18 protein-coding genes are annotated in these 19,403 nt (G+C 28.8%); 3 read left to right on the top strand and 15 right to left on the bottom strand.

Translation table 11 applies throughout. The annotated features are described in order from the left end of the window. Positions 1-5 precede the first annotated feature (5 nt). Positions 6-485 carry a cupin domain-containing protein gene (locus tag PTZ02_RS05040; protein ID WP_274226728.1) on the bottom strand — a complete coding sequence of 160 codons (480 nt, stop codon included), beginning with the start codon at positions 483-485 and terminating at the stop codon, positions 6-8. Between the two features lie 134 nt (positions 486-619). Further along, positions 620-2,284 (bottom strand): DHA2 family efflux MFS transporter permease subunit, encoded by a 1,665-nt coding sequence (locus PTZ02_RS05035; protein ID WP_274226727.1) that lies wholly within the window; start codon positions 2,282-2,284, stop codon positions 620-622. A gap of 143 nt (positions 2,285-2,427) precedes the next feature. On the opposite strand from PTZ02_RS05035, the gene PTZ02_RS05030 reads away from it, so the two are divergent. Further along, on the top strand, positions 2,428-3,066 hold the full coding sequence (locus PTZ02_RS05030; RefSeq protein ID WP_274226726.1) for a TetR/AcrR family transcriptional regulator: 639 nt from the start codon (positions 2,428-2,430) through the stop codon (positions 3,064-3,066). Between the two features lie 34 nt (positions 3,067-3,100). Here PTZ02_RS05030 and PTZ02_RS05025 read toward each other — a convergent pair whose 3' ends face one another. The 13 genes from PTZ02_RS05025 to PTZ02_RS04965 all read right to left on the bottom strand — a co-directional run bounded on the left by PTZ02_RS05025 (position 3,101) and on the right by PTZ02_RS04965 (position 16,912). Next, complete coding sequence (locus PTZ02_RS05025; protein ID WP_274226725.1) at positions 3,101-4,174, bottom strand: glycosyltransferase; 1,074 nt, start codon at positions 4,172-4,174, stop codon at positions 3,101-3,103. 93 nt (positions 4,175-4,267) lie between these two features. After that, positions 4,268-4,882: a sugar O-acetyltransferase gene (locus PTZ02_RS05020; RefSeq protein WP_274226724.1), complete on the bottom strand. Its 615-nt coding sequence runs from the start codon at positions 4,880-4,882 to the stop codon at positions 4,268-4,270. Between the two features lie 25 nt (positions 4,883-4,907). Continuing rightward, positions 4,908-5,795 carry a PHP domain-containing protein gene (locus PTZ02_RS05015; RefSeq protein ID WP_274226723.1) on the bottom strand — a complete coding sequence of 296 codons (888 nt, stop codon included), beginning with the start codon at positions 5,793-5,795 and terminating at the stop codon, positions 4,908-4,910. 15 nt (positions 5,796-5,810) lie between these two features. Next, positions 5,811-6,842 (bottom strand): ROK family protein, encoded by a 1,032-nt coding sequence (locus tag PTZ02_RS05010; RefSeq protein WP_274226722.1) that lies wholly within the window; start codon positions 6,840-6,842, stop codon positions 5,811-5,813. A 175-nt stretch (positions 6,843-7,017) separates the two neighbouring features. Further along, positions 7,018-7,623 carry a hypothetical protein gene (locus tag PTZ02_RS05005; protein WP_274226721.1) on the bottom strand — a complete coding sequence of 202 codons (606 nt, stop codon included), beginning with the start codon at positions 7,621-7,623 and terminating at the stop codon, positions 7,018-7,020. Positions 7,624-7,752: 129 nt separating this feature from the next. Then, the gene (locus PTZ02_RS05000) at positions 7,753-9,864 is read right to left on the bottom strand and encodes a bifunctional diguanylate cyclase/phosphodiesterase (RefSeq protein WP_274226720.1); all 2,112 of its coding nucleotides are present in this window, start codon (positions 9,862-9,864) and stop codon (positions 7,753-7,755) included. Positions 9,865-10,019: 155 nt separating this feature from the next. Continuing rightward, a complete protein-coding gene (locus PTZ02_RS04995) occupies positions 10,020-10,457 on the bottom strand; it encodes a hypothetical protein (RefSeq protein ID WP_274226719.1) in 438 nt (145 codons plus the stop codon). A 29-nt stretch (positions 10,458-10,486) separates the two neighbouring features. Beyond that, complete coding sequence (locus PTZ02_RS04990) at positions 10,487-11,101, bottom strand: nucleotidyltransferase family protein (protein WP_274226718.1); 615 nt, start codon at positions 11,099-11,101, stop codon at positions 10,487-10,489. A gap of 131 nt (positions 11,102-11,232) precedes the next feature. After that, positions 11,233-12,399 carry an AI-2E family transporter gene (locus PTZ02_RS04985; protein ID WP_274226717.1) on the bottom strand — a complete coding sequence of 389 codons (1,167 nt, stop codon included), beginning with the start codon at positions 12,397-12,399 and terminating at the stop codon, positions 11,233-11,235. 190 nt (positions 12,400-12,589) lie between these two features. Further along, the gene (locus PTZ02_RS04980) at positions 12,590-13,498 is read right to left on the bottom strand and encodes a hypothetical protein (protein ID WP_274226716.1); all 909 of its coding nucleotides are present in this window, start codon (positions 13,496-13,498) and stop codon (positions 12,590-12,592) included. A gap of 139 nt (positions 13,499-13,637) precedes the next feature. Further along, positions 13,638-14,225, bottom strand: coding sequence for a CDP-alcohol phosphatidyltransferase family protein (locus PTZ02_RS04975; protein WP_274226715.1), 588 nt, complete (start codon positions 14,223-14,225; stop codon positions 13,638-13,640). Between the two features lie 35 nt (positions 14,226-14,260). Further along, positions 14,261-15,871 (bottom strand): FMN-binding protein, encoded by a 1,611-nt coding sequence (locus PTZ02_RS04970; protein ID WP_274226714.1) that lies wholly within the window; start codon positions 15,869-15,871, stop codon positions 14,261-14,263. A 63-nt stretch (positions 15,872-15,934) separates the two neighbouring features. Then, positions 15,935-16,912 (bottom strand): FAD:protein FMN transferase, encoded by a 978-nt coding sequence (locus tag PTZ02_RS04965; RefSeq protein ID WP_274226713.1) that lies wholly within the window; start codon positions 16,910-16,912, stop codon positions 15,935-15,937. A gap of 193 nt (positions 16,913-17,105) precedes the next feature. Between PTZ02_RS04965 and PTZ02_RS04960 the strand changes: the two genes are divergently transcribed. Together PTZ02_RS04960 and PTZ02_RS04955 are read left to right on the top strand one after the other, a co-directional pair. Continuing rightward, positions 17,106-17,795: a response regulator transcription factor gene (locus PTZ02_RS04960; RefSeq protein ID WP_274226712.1), complete on the top strand. Its 690-nt coding sequence runs from the start codon at positions 17,106-17,108 to the stop codon at positions 17,793-17,795. After that, on the top strand, positions 17,792-19,330 hold the full coding sequence (locus tag PTZ02_RS04955) for a sensor histidine kinase (RefSeq protein WP_274226711.1): 1,539 nt from the start codon (positions 17,792-17,794) through the stop codon (positions 19,328-19,330). Before PTZ02_RS04960 ends, PTZ02_RS04955 begins: the two co-directional genes overlap by 4 nt. The last annotated feature ends 73 nt before the right edge of the window (positions 19,331-19,403 follow it).

Here is a 19,403-nt window from a genome sequence, read left to right as displayed (position 1 = left end):
TTTAATTACCATTTGTCTTTTACATTATCTTCGCCCTTATAATAATCTACTTTTGCATTACTTTCGTATATCTCTTCATATGGCAAAATATTTATTTTCCCCGAATCTGGATATTCACATACATCTAGTCCAAATACTGTCCTAATATCTAAAAACTTGCATGGCTCAGTTGTGTGATTATATAACTGATGTGCTCCGCTTGGCCCCATTTCAAAAAATACAATATCACCTTCATTTAAAATTAAGAATTCTTCAGGTGTTCTTAGTGTAACTTCTCCTTTAATTATTATAAATAATTCTTCTGAATTTCTATGAAAATGATAGGGATATGAATATTTTCCTGGATCAAGTAGTCTTACATTAAATTGCATATGTTCAGATTTAGCTAATTCTGATAACTTTTCACTGGTATGCCAAGAGAATTCTGGAATTGGTGACTGTCTTAGCTTAAACTTCATAGTATCTTTCCTAAAAATTTGTGCCACTTTACATTCCTCCTTTTAATTAACAAAAAAAGATAGGTTCATACCTACTATTATAAACCTATCTTAAACATATTTTAATTTTTATTAGTTAATTATTTCCATAATACATAATAAAATAATATCTTTTATTTATTCTATGCTATGGCCTTAGATTTTTTTCCACTCTTAATTTCATTACTAATATTAAAAGGCACTACAAATAATCCAAATAAAGCAATTATTCCAGTTATCATAAAACACTTAATAAAAACCTTATTACTTTCATCTTCCTTTATTTTAGTAGCTTCTCCTAAAACTTTATTTATTTCAATCTCTTGCTCCTGAAATCTCTTTAATACAGCCTCTTGCATATCTTGTGGAACTGTAGGTAAAATTGTTTTTTCCTTCTGAGATACTAAATTGTGTACCATTTCTTTTGAAAAGCCTTCTCCTTTGCTAGCTGATGAATCACTAATTTTATCATAGAGTGTGTTCTTAACTTCTTGTTCTAGAACTACATTTTCATTTACTTTTTCTATTATTTTATTTTTTGTATTATCAATTGCTATATTTGTATAATGTGTACTTAAAGTAGAAACTAATGCAATTGCAATACATGCTGTTAATTGTCTCAAGCTATTTAGTACGCCTGAAGCGATTCCATTTTTATCAATAGAAATCTCTTCAAATGCACTTTGATATAGTGGCGTTGTAGAAGCCATACCTAATCCAAGTATTACAAATGCTATATAGATAATTTTAGTATTGTTGCTACTATTCATAAATATAAACATTAAATCTCCTAATGAAATAAAAACAATTGCGAATAATGAAACAACTCTTGGAGAAGTTTTCTTAGAAATTAGTGCAAATATTGGTGACATTATAAATGAAGTTGCACTAGTTATTCCAATAATTAAACCTGATTTTAGAACCGAATACCCAAGTTGATTTTCAAGATAAAAATTCATAAGGTATGAAATAGGCATATATGCAAAAAAGATAATTGAAATTAAAATAATTGATGCAGTATAGCTTTTTGTCTTAAATAAACTAAAATCTATCATTGCATTGGGAATTTTTCTTTCATATATTAAAAAAATTATTATAGATACTAACGATGTTATCATTAAAAAAATAATTTTATTACTACTCCATCCGTATTCATTTCCTTTAACTAACAAGAATGTAAGTGCACCTAAGCCATATGCTAGAAGAATCGAACCTACAATATCAACTTTTTTCTCAATTGTTCTATCATAACATTCAACTACATATTTTTTACCTAAAAATAATGCTATTAAGATGAAGGGTATATTCACATAAAAAATAGCTTTAAAATTAAAAGCTTCATTTAACACACCACCTAATACAGGACCAGATGCTGCTGAAATAGATATAATCATTCCAATAAGAATTGCCAATTTTCCCATAGCATCTTTTCCAAAAAGTTCAATCCCTAAAGGTATTGCTAATGGGGTTAAAATAGCTGCCCCTATCCCTTGGATTATTCTAAAGAATATAATCATTGGTAATGAAGTTGAAAGACCACAACATACAGAAGAAATTCCAAAGATAAATAATCCAATTAAAAATAATTTCTTTCTTCCATAAATATCTGCTATTTTAGAAAAATTAATAAGTAATGCTGAAAAAGGAATTAAATATGATGTGCTGACCCAAGAGATTCCTGTAATATTTGTATTAAAGTAACTTGCCATTGATGGTAATGATACATTCACTATTGTTCCATCCAAAACTGTTAAAAAACATGCAATTGCTAGTGAGATAAATGCTAAAACTTTTTCTTTTCTATTCATAATAATTCTCCTTTAATTAAAATATGAAATTAACTTCATATTCATATATTAACAATTGAATTTCACTCTGTCAATAACCTGAAATGAATTTCATATTATTGACTTTTTATTTTAGCTATTTTAATATAATATTAGGTGATGATATGGAAAGAAAAATACGAAAACCAACACAAAAAAGAGCTTTAGAAAAGATGGATAAAATTTTAAACGCATCTTTTAAACTTTTCAATGAAATAGGTTATTATAATACTACTACTGCAGATATCGCAAAAGAAGCTGGGGTTGCTACTGGTTCAGTATACGCATATTTTGAAGACAAAAAAGATATTTATTTGCATGTTCAGAAAATGGTATCTGCCAGATTTGAATACCCTACAAAAGATTTTTGGATAGAAAATAAAATTATAGATTTAAAAGATGTCAAAGCTGTTAAAGATTTATTTAGGGTATTTATAAAATTAATGATTAAATATCATGATTTTTCTAAAATCTATCATGATGAATTAGATGCCTTAACGCTATTAGATGAAGACATAAAAAACTTAAAGCAAGAGCAAGAAGTCGAAAGGAAGAAAAAAATTTACGAAATATTTGAAATCCTTGATATACCTTTTAAAAGTGAAGAGGATTCAGCTATTTTTCTTCATTATTGCAATCTAATAATAGATGATATTTGCCATAAAATTCTTTATGACAAAGGTGTAAAAGAATTAGATGCTTACATTGATAAAGGTGTTGATATAATCTATTCTTTATTTAAATCTACTACACACATTAGTTAACAAAAAAAGAGCTACTAACTTAGCTCTTTTTTTGTTAACTTTGAATACTGCTAAAATATTTTTTATTATAAACTACTGATGGATCATTGGGTTTGCATTCCGCTGCTTTGTCATTGTATTTAATAGCATCTTCTATTTTGCCTAATCTATCGTAGCAAACACATAACTGCATGTATGGTATGTAATCCCAATAATCATTATAAATAAATCCCCATCCACTTGCTGGTTTTTCTAGCCTTGTTGCGAGCTCATACCAAAATATTGCTCTCTTATAATCATTTTTTTCAAAATAATAATAGCCGATATTACAACATGCCTCAGCTCTTGGAGTATCATATTCAAAACTTCTATATAAAATTCTTAAACTATTCTTCTTATCATTCAAAATGCTATAGCATTTAGCCAAGTCAAGACAAGCATTTATATTATCTTCCAACCATCCTTCATTAGACGCTAGAAATTTATTATAACTTTCAATTGCTTCTCTATAATATTTATTATAATAAAGCTCTCTTGCATAATAATATGTCCCTCTTGTGGTAAGTTTTTTTCCTTCAGATAAATGCTTTTTATAAATTAATAGATTTCTTTCTTTTTCATTTTCCTTATCTTTCTTATGAGTCACACAAATATCAGAATTAATTACTTTTCCACTAATTTCAAGGTACTCGTGAACTGGTTCATGCCACTTATATCCTCTACTTCTTTTAGAAAGTCTTTCTCTATAATATGATAAAGTTACTTCCCCTCTTTGGTTTAAACCCACATTATACTTCATCATTACCTCATCTATATCAGGCATCATTGTTTCTTTAAGTTTTAAGAACTTCATTCGATCTTCTTCTAATATTTCATCATCAGCATCTAACCACAATATATATTCCTTAGTTGCTCTTTCAAAAGAAAAATTTCTTGCAGCTGAAAAATCATAAATCCACTTGAAATCGTATATTTTATTAGTATATGATTTTACTAACTCTTTAGTTTTATCAAATGAACCTGTATCTACTATTATTATTTCATCCACAATGTCTTTGACGGAATTTAGACATCTACATATAACATTTTCTTCATTTTTTACAATCATACATAAACTTATAGTAATCATAAATACCTCCATATAAGTTAACATTATAAAATATGTTTAACTATATGAAGGTATACCCTAATAAGTGTTCTTATTATTTAATTTAAGTCTAATCTACACGTTATAATCATCTACATCAAATTCATTCTGTTTATAGTAATATTTACGATCATCTTCTGTAATTTCACGAATTACCTTACATGGATTTCCTGCAGCAATTACATTATCGGGCATATCTTTAGTTACTACACTTCCAGACCCAATAACAACATTATTTCCTATGTTAACGCCTGGATTTACTACAACATTTCCACCGAGCCATACATTATTGCCTATTGTTATACCTATTCCATATTCATATCCAGAATTTCTTGAATCAGGATGTATTGGATGTCCTGCAGTATATAGAGAGACATTTGGCGCAAATTGCACATTATCTCCAATGACGACTTTTCCAACATCTAAAATAGTACAATTATAATTTGCAAAAAAGTTGTCTCCAACTTCAATATTCTTTCCATAATCACAATGAAATGGCGCTTCAATATTAATACCATCTCCAGTTTTTCCAAGGATTTCTCTTATTAATTTATCAATTTTCTCTTTCTCTTCTGGGTGACATTGATTATACTCATATATCTTCTTTTTATTTTCCATTCGTTCTTCAGGCAAGCTGTCTAACCAGGCTTTATAGGGAAGTCCTGCTAACATTCTATCTTTATGATTCATAGTTATTACCCCCTCTTATGCTAAACTAAAATTTTATAAATTTTCTTAACCCTTTTATTATCTCATCTTCTGAACCTTCACATTCTGTACTTCCTAATTTAATGCTAGGCTTTGTTTTTCCATGAAAATCACTTCCACATGTTAATATTAAATTATTTTTTAACGCTTTTTCTTTATAGAACTCGACCTGCTTTCCATTATGATAGCTACTATACACTTCCATGCCTCGTATTCCGCTTTCTATAATCTCCTTGAGTAATTCCTCTTTTTCCTTAACATTATTACCTGGATGCGCAAGTATAGGTACACCCCCACATTCTAAAATTATGTTTATTGCTTCTTTTAGGCTTATAAACTTAACTTCTGCATAGGCAGGCTTACCTTGAGAGCAGTAATCCCAATAAAAATTAACATAGGGATTATCACTTCTTTCCCCTTTTTCATAATAAGGTTTTAACAATGGATTTTTCTTATACTTATCAAATTCCATTGCAGCCTCAGCAATCATCTCTCCATTTACAACACCATTTCTTGAAATAGAGTTAATATATTCATCTGAAAAGTCTATTCCAAGTTCTCTAACAAGTTTCATTCTTTTTTTTGATGCAAATTGCTCTTGAGATATTATATCTTCCTCAATTTTATTAAATATTGGATTATTATAATCAACTCCATACCCTAATAAATGAAGATTAACCCCATTAATAGTGCAGTCTAATTCTATTCCAGGAATTAAGGTTATGTTTTTATCCTCACAATATTTTTTTGCTTCACTTATTGCTTTAACAGAATTATGATCTGCAATTGAAAAATATTTTAGATTCTTCTCTAAACATAAATCCACTATAGTTTTAGGTGAAAATTCACCATCATCACTGTAATTTGAATGCATATGCAAGTCTATATAACTCATTTTTATCCCTCCACCTTATAATTTTCTTTCAACTAATTTAATATTATAATTTAAACTTTCTAACGTAACTGAAACAATTCCATTCATATAATCTTCATGTATATTATTTTTTATAAAAATATTAGCCATGTGTTCTTTTGGAATAATTTTTGTGCATTCTTTGTAAATCTCATCTAGCTCATTACCTTTAAATAAGTCACCACTTAATACTATAGTTTCAGGATTAATTATAGCAATGATTGAAGTAATTGACTTAACTACAAGCTTTAAAAAATCTCTATTATTATTTAACTTTACAAGTTGTTCTTCTCTTGTCATATCAAAAGGCAGAAATGATATTTCGCCAGCAAACTTGGTAATACCTTTAAACATATGTCCATCGATTATGATACCTGCACCAGGTAAGTTGTCTTTCGGAAAAAGAGCATAAACTACAGTTTTATCTTCGTCATATTCCTGCTTTTTATAGAAACCAAAAGCAGTAAAATTCATATCATTTTCAATAATAACTTCTATTTTATATCTTTCCTTCAACTTTTCTCCAAGGGGGAAATTAACTAATTCACTGATATCACAAACTCCGATATGACCATCATGTACTACTCCAGGTACTCCTATTCCTAAAGCCATTATGTTTTCATATCTCATAATCAATTCTTCAATGATAGAATCGATAAGTTCGAAATTTATTGATTTTACTATAATCTTTTTCTCTTCAATGCTCTCTCCTAGCAAATTTGTTATTACATAATTTATTGAATTTTCTTTACCTTCAGTTCTAAGATACATACATGCAATGTAAGCATAATTAGCATTATATACAAATCGTCTTGCTGGACGCCCACCATTAGACTCCTCTAATTCTATTTCAAGTACTTCACCTTTCTCCAAAAGTTCATTTAGAATATTTCCGCAGGTTGCAATACTAAGACCAGTGGCTTGAGCTATAGTAGTTTTTGTTCCATAACTTGAGGCTTTTAGTGCATTTTTTATTAGTTGAGTATTTATTTGCTTTACTCTAATTGTATTATTAGAAATTTGTAACATTTATCCTCCTCAGACTTTCGTTAATACTTATCTAAAGTCTTTTCTTAAGTATTATTATAGATGTAAATACTATCCTTGTAAACTTAATTATTTATTTTTATTTATAACTAAAAGGTTATGAAACAAAATATTTCATAACCTTTTATCTTAGATATAATTTATCTTTTTTTCAATACTAAGGTTGAGCTCCAAACGTTACATCACCTACGAAACATAAATTAACTACTACACCTGTAGTATTATTAGGCAGACTTAAAAGAGCAACTCCTGCTCCAGTGCCTCTAACTGTACCCAGAGCAATTCTGCTGTTAGAATGCGTATCGATGTCTCTAGCTTGTTGGCCTATGTGAGCTTCAAAAACAAGTCTTAACTGGTTCTCACAACTATTCACACATGTTTCTGGTATTTCTCTAATAGAGGCATCCAATAACTGTTTTAACTGATCTGGAATTCTATCTGCACTATTATCAATTAAACTATCACTTTGAATTGTTTCAATATTACAAATTGATACAATTACACCGTTTGAGAATTCAACTAATGTTGCAGTTGATGAATCAGTTGCATCAGGATAAAATCTTGTAATACTAACATCTGCATTAAATAATGGTCCCGGAGCAATTGATTCAACTCTTATATTAGTTGCTCCTAAATTATATAAATACCCTAATGTAGCCCTTAATCCTGGTAAACAACCACAACATTTACATGCACATTCTTCAACACATATTTTTAAAGGCTTGCATTTAATATTTCTCTTTGGTATACATAAACAACTCATTTACATCTCCCCTTGCAATTAACTTTGTATATTTTATGAGTTATTTATCATTAATGGAACACTTTTCTCCAAAATTGTAATTATTTCTCATAAGTTTATAGTATAACAAAATAAATTTAGATTTTATCATCAGCTATGAACTAGTTCTGAAATAATGAACATCTTTTTGATTTCCTCTTTATCAACTGGCTTTTTAAATAAATATCCTTGACCGAAGTTGCATTTTCTCATTTTTAAAAATTCTAACTGTTCTTCTGTTTCTATCCCCTCAGCTACAAGTTTGAGGTTTAGGTCATGTGTAAGCTTTATTATTGTTTCCAATATTATATTATCTTCTTTAGATTTTGAGATTGATTCAATAAACCGCTTATCTACTTTCACTACATCAATAGGCAATTTCTGCAAATAGGTAATTGATGAATATCCAGTTCCAAAATCATCAAGTGCAATTTTAATTCCTTTTTCCCTTAATTTCTTAAATATCTCAGTAGATATTTCAATATCTTGCATTATTGCCGTTTCAGTAATCTCAAGCTGAATTTCATCAAATCTTATGCCAGCTTCAGTTACTACTTTTATTATATATTCAATTAAATTCTTGCTAGCAACTCTCTTCCCTGAAATATTTACTGACATTAATATATTATGAAAACCCTCATTTTCCCACTCTTTTTTTTGATTAATTGCAGTTTCAAAGGCCCACCTACCAATATTAAATATAAGCCCGGTTTCTTCGGCTATATGTATAAATTCCATAGGAGAAATCATTCCTTTTTGGGGATGATTCCATCTAATTAATGCTTCAACTGCAACTATTTCATATGTACTTAAATCAACAATAGGCTGATAAACTAACTTAAACTCCTTATTTTCTACAGCCCTCATCAAGTCATTTACCATCTCTACATATGCTGTCTCCTTTTCTTTCATTGATTCAGTATAAAAGCACAGATTATCCTTTGAATTTTTCTTTATATTATACATAGCAATATCAGCATTTTTAAGTAATTTAGATAATGTATCCCCATTTTCAGGATAGAAGGCAATACCAATACTATATGAAATAAAAAACTTTTGTTTATTATAAAACCATGGTTTTTTTAAATACTTCATTAAATTAATTATTTTATTACTAACTTCATCTTTATCTATAATATTTCTAAATATTATAGCGAATTCATCGCCCCCTAGTCTCGCTGCAAAACTTGGTTCTTTAATTTCTTTTATTAATATATCCGAAATGTGTTTTAATAATAAATCTCCCGTTTCATGTCCTAATGTATCATTAATATTTTTAAAATTATCAACATCCATATATATTAATGCAAACCTATTGTTTTCACTATTACACTTGATTATTTCATTAACCTTTTCTTCAAAAAACAACCTATTTGGCAATTTTGTTAAGGAATCATAGTGTGCTAAGAACTTAAGTCTATTTTCATTTATTATATGTACTGTTATATCAGTATGAGAACCTGCAATCCTTATTGGTCTTCCTGTTTCTGACCATATTGCTTTTCCTTTACTTAGTATCCATCGATATTGTCCACTCTTATCTTTCATCCTATATACACTTTCATAAGAACCTTCTTGTGAAGAAATATACTCATTTATTTTTTCAACAACAGATTCTCTTTCACTTGAGTGAATAAGTGACACCCACGCATCAAAATTATTTTCTATTTCATTCTTACTATATCCCAAGTAATACTTCCATTTATCTGAAAAATAGTACTTTCCATTTTCAATATCCCAATCCCAAATACCACAGTCAGCACCTTCTACTGCTAATTCATAACGTTGCTCACTAATTGCTAATAAGTTTTGACTTTTCTTCAACTGTTCGTTTTGCTCCATTAATTCATCTTCAAGCACTATAAGTTCTTCATTTGCTTCATTAATTTCATCCATATTGCTATAAATTTTTTCAATAGCTTTTTTAAATAGCGTTAATCTTCGCTGGATTAATAATAGAATTAAAAGTGTTGTTACTATTACATAAATCCATCCCTTATACATTGCGACAATTTTATAATCTGTAATATTTGAAACTATAATACTTGCTACCTGATCAGATAAAACTATCCACAATACTCCAGCTACTCCATATATAATTGATATTCTTAGCGATTCTGTAAAAGGATTTATTTTATAATTTTCATTTAGGTAATAATTTATATCATTTTTCTCTTTAGAATTACTTCTCACATATCCCCTGATTTTGTTAAATACTGTCATAAATATCATCACCACTTTATAATTAATAGTTAGTATGAAGCATATTTATTTAGAATTTACTTAATTATAATTTATGATTTCCTAGATTACTTTAAATATGTAATATGTAAATAAGTGAAAAAAAAGCCATTGAGATTTCTCAATGGAATTAGTAATTACTTATGAAGTTTACTGTAAAGATCAATTAATATATTGGTAGGAAATTGACGTCTCTCAAATAAAATTGCTAGAGACAAAAAAGCTTGTACAACTCCTATTCCAAAAAATAATACATGAAGAAAAACAACATCATTTAACATTATACATTGAATTATTATCCAAAATATTAATGCAAAGCTTATAACACCACTTATATATCCTTGCACTTTTGTTTTAAACAAGAATAATGCTACACATAATATATTTCCTAACCCAATTACAGTAAACAAGGTTAGTCCTGGAATTAAGAAATCAGTGAATGGCGAGTATTTTAATGCCTCTGTTGGAACTCCCATTGGTGATTGCGGATTAAGTATTGCAGCTAAACCTCCTGCCATTGCACCAATACCTACAAACAAATGTAAAGCAAGTAGAAACCTATATACTATTTTCATATTCAATCCTCCTACAATTTTCTAATAACTTATTTTTCCCATGGTATTACCTTTAGATCTGGCCACTTTTCTATCCATTTCTCTACTTTATCTTCATAAATTTCTTTAGTTATCTGAGCTTTATTAGCTCTTATAACCTTACCAAATAAATCATTTAATCCATATGGTGCATAAACCTTAAGTTTATTATTTTTGTCTTTTCTTACGCCAATTGCAGTAGCCGTAGTCGGCCATGTATTTATTGCAGCTTCAAGACTTTTATACGGTGCAATATCATAACCAAAATGGCTCATGTACCAAAGATGAACTCTTGCTTGATTTTTAATGTCTATTTCTATATCTATATCAGTATATAAGTTTCTTATCTTATTAATTACTTTGTTTTCATATTCGATATTCAAGTTTTTACTATCAAAATATACAAAATCATAATCTTTTATTCCATATGACAAAGACTTATTTGATAGATAATTCCAAACAGTTTGAGCTATGCACCCCGCCCCTATATAATAGTTTTCTATATCTAACTCTTCTGCCCTTTCTATTATAGTTTTTATAACATCACTTGAATAAAGTATTTTTTCTAAAGCATCTAATTGCACACTTAAATCTAAGTTATATGCTTTAAGTACATTACATTCCACTTTATGCTTCACCTCTGTATTTTTTTATAATTTATACCTTATTATACCATAGTAACTTAGTTTATTTTATTCACAAATAAATTAAAAAGTCTTACTAAATTGCAAGACTTTCTAATTACTAATTTATTTAATTATTCTTGTGCTTTTTTCATATATGATGAATACCACATGCTTAATAAAATTTTTATTGAGGCTGCAACAGGTACTGCTATTAGCATTCCTATTAATCCACCAACATTACCTCCAATAAGTATTGCTAGCATAGTAAACACAGGATGTAATCCAACGCTATCTCCAACAATCTTAGGTGCTAGTAAATTATTATCTAATTGTTGAACCACAAGCATTCCAATAACTGCATACAATGCTGTTATTGGTTCTCCACTAAGTAATGCCATAACCACGGCAAGAACAGTACCTACAAGTGGACCTACGTACGGAATCATATTACAAATACCTGCAATTATCCCTATTACAATTGCATAATCAATTCCTATAAAATATAAAACTATTGTGGATAAAATCCCTACCATACAAGCCTCTAAAAGTTGGCCTCTAATGTAATTATTAAATGTATTATCAATTATATTAAATATTTCTTTGAGTTTATGGCCTGCATTACTTTTCTTAAATATAAGATTGAATGTCTTATTCCACAAATCACTAAAATATTCAGAATCCTTAATTAAATAGATACTCAATACTAATGCAATAAAAAATGTAGCAATGTTTCCACCTAAGTTAACTATAAAATTTGTTATACTTCCTATGCTTGTTGAAACGTAAGATTGAACTGAACTAACAACTTGAGCTATTTTGCTATTTAAATCATCTGGAATTGAAATATTTAGACTTTCTAATTTTTCTGTTACAGAGTTTACAGATAAAGTAGAATTATTCAAATGCTCTGTTAGATAAATTGTCATGTTTGCTATGGTTGTATTATTTGAAAGTTTTCCTCCTACCATCACATATATTCCAGAGATAATACCTAAGAAAACTGCTAAGACTAAGGTATACATAATCAAGATACCAATTGTCCTTCTTGAAGAAGCTTTTTTTAAGATTTTCCTACTCTCTAAAAATCCTTCAATGGCATGTACACCTGGTTTTATTAAGTATGTAATTACTAAAGCAATAATTAATGGTTTTACTAAATTAATTGCTTTTGATAATGTATCTGAAACTAATAAAAAAATACTTCCTAAGTTATTAAAAGTTGAAATACACATATAAATTAGAAGTACAGTTCCTGCAGCATATAAACAATATTGTAATAATCTCTTATCTAATTTCATCTTAACCTGCCTTCCTAATTAGTTATAAATATTTAAAGTTAAATTTATCTTATAATTAATATTATAATAAAATTATACTAAATGGTAAAGAAAAACTCATTTTATCATGATACTATAAATATAGCTACTATTACATTTTATCTTGTAATAGTAGCCTTTTCTTTAATTTAATGAAATGCTTGTCCTAATATTATGCTAAATTTACATTTAAAACTCTTAATACATTTGCTATTGGATTATAAACTGTAAACTCTGAACTTCCTGCAAATAATAACCCAACTGCATTATTTTCTTTATCCAATAAAAGACTTCCTGAATCTCCACCCATTGACATATTATTTGTAATTATCTGGTTTACAAATAAAGCATCTCCAGTATCATAACCTACTAAGACTGTTGCATTAGTATATAAGATATTTCCAATAGTAAAACCAGTTGTTCTACCTGTTTTCTTTACTGCAAGACCTACAACGGGGTTGGCTGTTCCATTAATATACCCTTGCCACATAATTTCAGAAGATATATTTTCATTAGGACATAAAGCTATTGCACAATCTACAATGTTAATAGGTATTCTAGTTATAGAAATAAACCTAATAGGTTCAAAATCTACTAGATTCCCTATAATATCTCCTGGAATTACTCCACCATCTATTGGTCCTGGTTGAACAATTGGAGACCCTAAAGGTGCCCTATTTTCATCAGCTAATACATGATTATTGCTCAAAATATAGTGCTGAGTTCCAAGTCCATATCCGTTAAAAGCTGCACAACCAATGGTACCAGCAGTGATTCCTACAACTCCAACACTATATCCACCCATTGCAGGTCTTATTCTTTGAGTTAATCCCAAAGCCTTTATTTCACCAACTTGAACTACGTCTGTTGGTATACCATTAATTGTTTTTGGAATTATTTTTGATGGATCTAAATCGATAATGGGTAGTTTTTCTTTAACAAAAACTGCAATACACTTTTCGCCAGTGTTTTTTCCACCAACTACTTTTGTACCATTAGCTAATCCAACAATATTGTCATAGTCAATGATTTTTGAATACTCTTGATTACATATTCTAACTATTTCATCCTCTTGACTCATTTTCATCTTCCCCTTGTATTGTGAATTATTTTTTTATCATTCGTTGCTTAATATATAATATGTTTTAAGGGAAGATTTGTGTCACATTTTTAGAGGAGTAGCATATACTGATATGCTAAATTTTCCATTTATGACTATTTTATGTTTCTAAAACATTTATGTTTTTAACCTCTAAACATTTTTTTATTCTAAGGCTTGAAGAATAAATTCCAGCTATTAATGTTAGATAAAGTAAATACTTAATTAGGCTTTGTCCATAATAAGGAGCTATAAAACTTAACAAACATGTAATTCCAGGAATTATATAAAAACTACCAGCAGTAATTCTTCCTAACTTATCAAAAACAAATAGATTCTCTGACTCCTTATTATAATTTCTCATAAAATTAGATGTCACTGTGAATTCTAAGAATTTAATCAATATAAAACCTAAAAACCATAAGTGAATCTTTTCTGCCATTATTAATGCTGAATAAGAAAGTGTCATGTAAAATAAATCAGCAAAAACATCGAGTTTAGCTCCAAGTACAGTAGTATTTCCTGTCTTTCGTGCTATTTTACCATCTATAAAATCTGAGAAACAGATACCTAAAAATATTAAGCTAATTGCTTCAAAATTTTTATTTAAATCTGTACTTTGATTTAAAATTAAATATGCAAATGCAATTGATAGTAATATCCTTAAACTAGTTATAATGTTAGGCAATTTTGAAAGTGATTTTTTCATTTTTTCCATCTCCAATTATTTTTTTCAATTTAGTACTATATCTTCGCTTTACTTAATGCATCTTCTACTGCTGCTTTAATTCCGTTACTACTTCTTGTTGCTCCTGATACCCCATCTACATCAGTTGATTGTGCATTAACAATTTCACTAGGTAAATTTTCAAATACTCTTTCAGCAAATCTTGGTGTTTCATTATTGTCTCCTATTTCAACTGATGAAATTTTACCATTTTGTATTGTTACTGATACTTGAAGGTTTGGTCTATAACCTCTTCCTGTTCCTTCATACACTCCATCCTTATATTGTGATTGACTATTTTGAGTAGAATTATTTCCACCTGTTTGAGCGTTTGAGTTTGTATTTTTATTATTTGAAACAGAGCTTGTATCATTTGTTGAACTATTATTTGTAGTTTCGTTATTATTTTGTATATTAGTATCTACTGTAGTTGATGTATCTTCTGCCTGACTTAATGCATCTTCCACTGCTTCTTTAATTCCATTACTGCTTCTTGTTGCTCCTGATACTCCATCAACATCTGTAGATTGAGCTTCAATTATTTCACTAGGAACTATGTTAAAGGGTCTAGCTGCAAATCTAGGAGTTTCATTATTAGAGCCTATTTCAATATTAGATATTTTGCCATCTTTAATAGTAACAGCAACTTGAAGTCTTGGTCTATAACCACTTCCAGTCCCAATATAGGTTCCATCCTTGTATTTTTTAGATTGATTATTTGTTTTTAAGCTACTAGTTATATTATTTTTCTGACTTTGTGTTATTGATGTATTTTCTATAGTTTTACTCAATGCATTTCCACCCGCATATAGTACTGTTAACCCTCCTATTGCTACACAAGCAGCTAATGCTGGGCTTACATTTTCACCACATATTTCAGCTTTTGTATTTTTCCTTGGGCAAACATCTAAGCATTTAAAGCAATTAATACATTCACCGCTTCTTATTTTGTCACTTTCATACATGGGTATTCCCATTGAACAATTATTTGTACATATTCTACACTTTCCACATTTATCTCTTTTCTTTGAAATGTCGAATATTCTCAATTTAGATGTAAAAGTAAAAATTGCTCCTAGTGGACAAAGATACCTGCAAAAAAACCTTTCAATAAATAATGAGCCAATTATGATTAAAAGAAGAATTATTGAACCTATTGTATACTGTGATATTGCATCACTAAACTGAGGCAATTGAGCAAATGCATCCCAAGGACTAGATGATTCAAATAAAGTGCTTTTTTCAGTCCAAATGAAATAGACAATAAAAAGTAGTATCAAGTATTTTATTGTTTTTAATACAGTATCTACGGTTTCATTTACTCTAAACCTTAACTTAAATACCTTATTTGAGATTAGATAAAGAAAATCATTTAAAGTTCCAAAAGCGCATAACCAACCGCAAAAAAATCTACCCAAAAATATTGTTATTGGAATTACTGTAATTACTTCCACAGACTTTCCAATCATTTGTATAAAACTAAAATTTCCACTTATTATTCCTTGATATATGTCCCTTATTTCACTAAAAGTTAAAATAAATACTCCCGGAAAAAGTATTAACCCAATGATTTGTACAATCTTTCTTGCTATTTGAATTTTATATATCTTTTTACTTAAATTAGCCATTTTGTTCCTCCCTGTTTGTTATGAATAGTGTAATAAATTCTATTTCTTCGTAAATAAATTTAACTAAGCTACTATATACTCCATATTAACTAATTTAAAGTTGTTCTTGATACCATCAGTAATATAAATTTTCTTATCTTCGGTTATAAATATCGCATCAACATTTGGTATAGATTGAATTAATTTATACCCTTCCTCTAATCCCATAACATATGCACAGGTTGAGAGCGCATCGCCATCAATGGAATTATCTGAGACGATAGTTACGCTTATTACTCCATTTTCAGAAGGAAAACCTGTTTTGGGGTCTAAAATATGATGATATCTTTTCCCTCCAGATATAAAAAATCTTTCATAATTTCCTGATGTAACTATGGATTTATTTCTAACAGAAATTACCCCCATATATGTTCCTGTTGGTTTTACTGGATCTTGTATTCCTATCCTCCATGTATCTCCATCTAAGTTACTGCCAAGTGTAAAGATATTCCCCCCTAAATCTATAACTGCACTCTTCACCTTATTTTTTAATAAAATATCTCTTGTTTCATCTGCAGCAAACCCTTTTGCAACTGCTCCTAAGTCTATTGATTGATCCTTGTTATTAAGCCCAATAGATTTTTCATCTTTATTAATACTAATGTCCTTATAATTAACAAGTTTCAGGGCTTTTTCTATTTTCTCTTTATTAGGAACTTCCTGTATTCCTCTACCGAACCCCCAAATATCAACCAAAGGCCTAATTGTTGGATCAAAAGTACCCTTAGACATATCTGAGTATTTTAATGAAGTTTCAAGAACATAGTAAGTATCCTTGCTTACCTTTTGCATATATACTCCAGCATTTTTATTTATTTTTGAAACTTCACTATCTTCTTTAAAAACCGACATCTTATCGTCTATCTCTTGTATTCTTTTTAAGCTTTTGTCGATACCTTTTTCGGCATTTTCTCCATATACTTTTAAGTTAATTATTGTGCCAAGCATATATGAACACTTAATAATAGGAATATTATCTTTACTCTTTTTGAACCATAACAAATTTAAAACCTCCTTCCTATCATCAATGTAAATTATAAACATGCTAGCTTAAACTAAACTGAGAGAAACCTTAGAATAAGCTGAGAATCCTGTTAAAATTTTTAGAATTATAAAAAAGTTATCAGAAATCTATTGAAATTTTTGTATTTTTATTTAAAACTTAATTTAATAACAAACAAAAGGAGAAAAAATTATGCCTTCACTTTTTAATAAACAAATAAATATTCTAATAGTTGATGATGAAGAAAGTATTGTTGAGTTTATAAAAATGGGATTAGAAGCTGAAGGATTTACAGTTCATATAGCCTTTGATGGAAATGAAGCTATAAAATTAGCTAAAGAAGTGAGTCCTCAGATTATTATTTTAGATATAATGCTTCCTGGTATTAATGGATACGAAGTTTGCTTAGAAATCAAAAAATTTATAAAAACATCTATCATAATGTTAACTGCAAGAGATGATGTAGATGATAGGGTTAAAGGATTGGATTTAGGTGCTGATGACTATATGATTAAACCCTTTAGCTTTAAAGAACTTCTAGCAAGGATAAATGTTAGACTTAGAAATAGTTTTCCTGAATTAGCTGATCTTCTATCAATAGGCGACTTTTCTATAGACAATGGTGCTCATGAAATTTGCTATAAAGATAAACTACTTGAATTATCACCCACTGAATATAATTTACTTAAATACCTACTAATAAATAATGGTCTTGTACTTAGTAAATCTACTATTCTAGAAAATGTTTGGGGATTTGATTTCAATGGAGAAATGAATATTGTAGAGGTATATATTAGATACCTAAGAGATAAAATTGGAGACAAAGATCACAATATAATTCGCACAGTTCGAGGAGCTGGTTATAAGGTGGCGATACAATGAAAATAAATTTTAAATTTCCTAACACTAAAAGTTTACGTTTTAAGCTTTTATCGCGCTTTTTACTAATTCTATTTTTTTTACTATTAGTTATTGGAGCATATCAATATTTTACAATGAAGCAATATCTCTATAAAAGTAAAGAGCAAGTATTAGAAGCAAGAATTCATAATATTGACACAAAAAAATTAAGTGAGATACAATCTTCAGATTCTTTGAAAGCATTTAGTTCAGAAATAATAGATAAAATTATAGATAACTATACTACAGTTGCCGTTATTGATTCAAAAGGTAATATTGTAGCTGGTGACAGTAAAACCAAAGATGGAAATGGACATAATAGTTCAGATATTCTACAAGATGCAGGCGATATAAAAGAACATGATCAGGTTCCAATTTCTATTCCTAATCTTTCAAGTAATTATTATTTAAAATTACTGCATATGAATGGAAATCTTGAAGGTTATAGCTTAGTTAATGATCAAGATAACAATCTACAAATCGTTATATGGCGTAAAGTAGGAAGCCTGGATTCACCTGTTGGCTTGATTCAACTAAGTACTTCAGCAAAGCAAGTACAAGAAATACTGCTCCACCAGATATACATTTATGTGGGAGCTTCAATACTTGTATTATTTATAGGTTCGCTACTTGGAGTTACTATTTTCAAGTACACTTTAAAACCCTTATATAATGTTACCGATACAGTAGGTAAAATTAATGCTAAACAATTAGATGTGAGATTACCTATAAATACTGGGCAGGCTGAAATTGATACGCTCTCAAATTCCTTTAATGATATGCTTGAACGAATTGAAATTTCTTTTGAGCAAGAACAAATTATACGAGAAAAAATGAGACAGTTTGTTTCAGACGCTTCACATGAATTAAGGACTCCTCTTACATCTATTCATGGGTTTGTAGAAGTTTTATTAAGAGGCGCTGCAAAAAATGAAAAGCAGTTAGATTTAGCCTTAAATAGTATTTTAATAGAAAGCGATAGACTTACCAAATTAGTAAATGACTTATTATTACTAACTAAACTTGATCAAAAAGTTAAAGTGGAAATAAAAAGAGAAAATATAAATGAAACAATTCAGGAAGTATTCCCTCAGCTTCAAATCTTGTCTGGTAACAGATCAATTGATCTGCAATTAGATAAAGATTTATTTGTTGACACTAATAAAAATCAAATTAAACAAGTTATATTTAATTTGGTACAAAATGCTGTACAACATACGGATGAAATAAGTGGGGTTATTACTATAAGTACAAGTTCTGTTAATGGTGCTACAGGAGAATACTTAAAACTTCAAATTTCAGATAATGGTACTGGAATACCTAAGGAGCACCTAACAGAAATATTCGATAGATTTTTTAGAAGTGAATCTCATAGATCACGTAAACATGGTGGTTATGGGTTAGGACTATCTATTGTTAAATCTATAATTGATTCAAATAACGGTAGTATTAAAGTTGACAGTGAGTTAAATAAAGGAACTACTTTTACTATCTATTTAAAAGTAAGCTCTTCATAAATTTTTTTAAGATTTTAAACTAATATTAAAAATGCCTTACTGTCAGCTAATTTAAAATGATTGAAGGTGTTAA

The organism is Clostridium sp. 'White wine YQ' (assembly GCF_028728205.1).
GTDB lineage: Bacteria > Bacillota > Clostridia > Clostridiales > Clostridiaceae > Clostridium_T.
Note: the sequence above shows the minus strand (reverse complement) of the source record. Positions and strands in the feature narration are given on the sequence as shown.

What these genes read in the sequence shown, in the direction of transcription:
- PTZ02_RS05035 (WP_274226727.1), bottom strand. Translation starts at nt 2,284, where the DNA reads ATGAATAGAAAAGAAAAAGTTTTAGCATTTATCTCACTAGCAATTGCA.
- PTZ02_RS05030 (WP_274226726.1), top strand. Translation starts at nt 2,428, where the DNA reads ATGGAAAGAAAAATACGAAAACCAACACAAAAAAGAGCTTTAGAAAAG.
- PTZ02_RS05025 (WP_274226725.1), bottom strand. Translation starts at nt 4,174, where the DNA reads ATGATTACTATAAGTTTATGTATGATTGTAAAAAATGAAGAAAATGTT.
- PTZ02_RS05020 (WP_274226724.1), bottom strand. Translation starts at nt 4,882, where the DNA reads ATGAATCATAAAGATAGAATGTTAGCAGGACTTCCCTATAAAGCCTGG.
- PTZ02_RS05015 (WP_274226723.1), bottom strand. Translation starts at nt 5,795, where the DNA reads ATGAGTTATATAGACTTGCATATGCATTCAAATTACAGTGATGATGGT.
- PTZ02_RS05010 (WP_274226722.1), bottom strand. Translation starts at nt 6,842, where the DNA reads ATGTTACAAATTTCTAATAATACAATTAGAGTAAAGCAAATAAATACT.
- PTZ02_RS05005 (WP_274226721.1), bottom strand. Translation starts at nt 7,623, where the DNA reads ATGAGTTGTTTATGTATACCAAAGAGAAATATTAAATGCAAGCCTTTA.
- PTZ02_RS05000 (WP_274226720.1), bottom strand. Translation starts at nt 9,864, where the DNA reads ATGACAGTATTTAACAAAATCAGGGGATATGTGAGAAGTAATTCTAAA.
- PTZ02_RS04995 (WP_274226719.1), bottom strand. Translation starts at nt 10,457, where the DNA reads ATGAAAATAGTATATAGGTTTCTACTTGCTTTACATTTGTTTGTAGGT.
- PTZ02_RS04985 (WP_274226717.1), bottom strand. Translation starts at nt 12,399, where the DNA reads ATGAAATTAGATAAGAGATTATTACAATATTGTTTATATGCTGCAGGA.
- PTZ02_RS04980 (WP_274226716.1), bottom strand. Translation starts at nt 13,498, where the DNA reads ATGAGTCAAGAGGATGAAATAGTTAGAATATGTAATCAAGAGTATTCA.
- PTZ02_RS04975 (WP_274226715.1), bottom strand. Translation starts at nt 14,225, where the DNA reads ATGAAAAAATCACTTTCAAAATTGCCTAACATTATAACTAGTTTAAGG.
- PTZ02_RS04970 (WP_274226714.1), bottom strand. Translation starts at nt 15,871, where the DNA reads ATGGCTAATTTAAGTAAAAAGATATATAAAATTCAAATAGCAAGAAAG.
- PTZ02_RS04960 (WP_274226712.1), top strand. Translation starts at nt 17,106, where the DNA reads ATGCCTTCACTTTTTAATAAACAAATAAATATTCTAATAGTTGATGAT.
- PTZ02_RS04955 (WP_274226711.1), top strand. Translation starts at nt 17,792, where the DNA reads ATGAAAATAAATTTTAAATTTCCTAACACTAAAAGTTTACGTTTTAAG.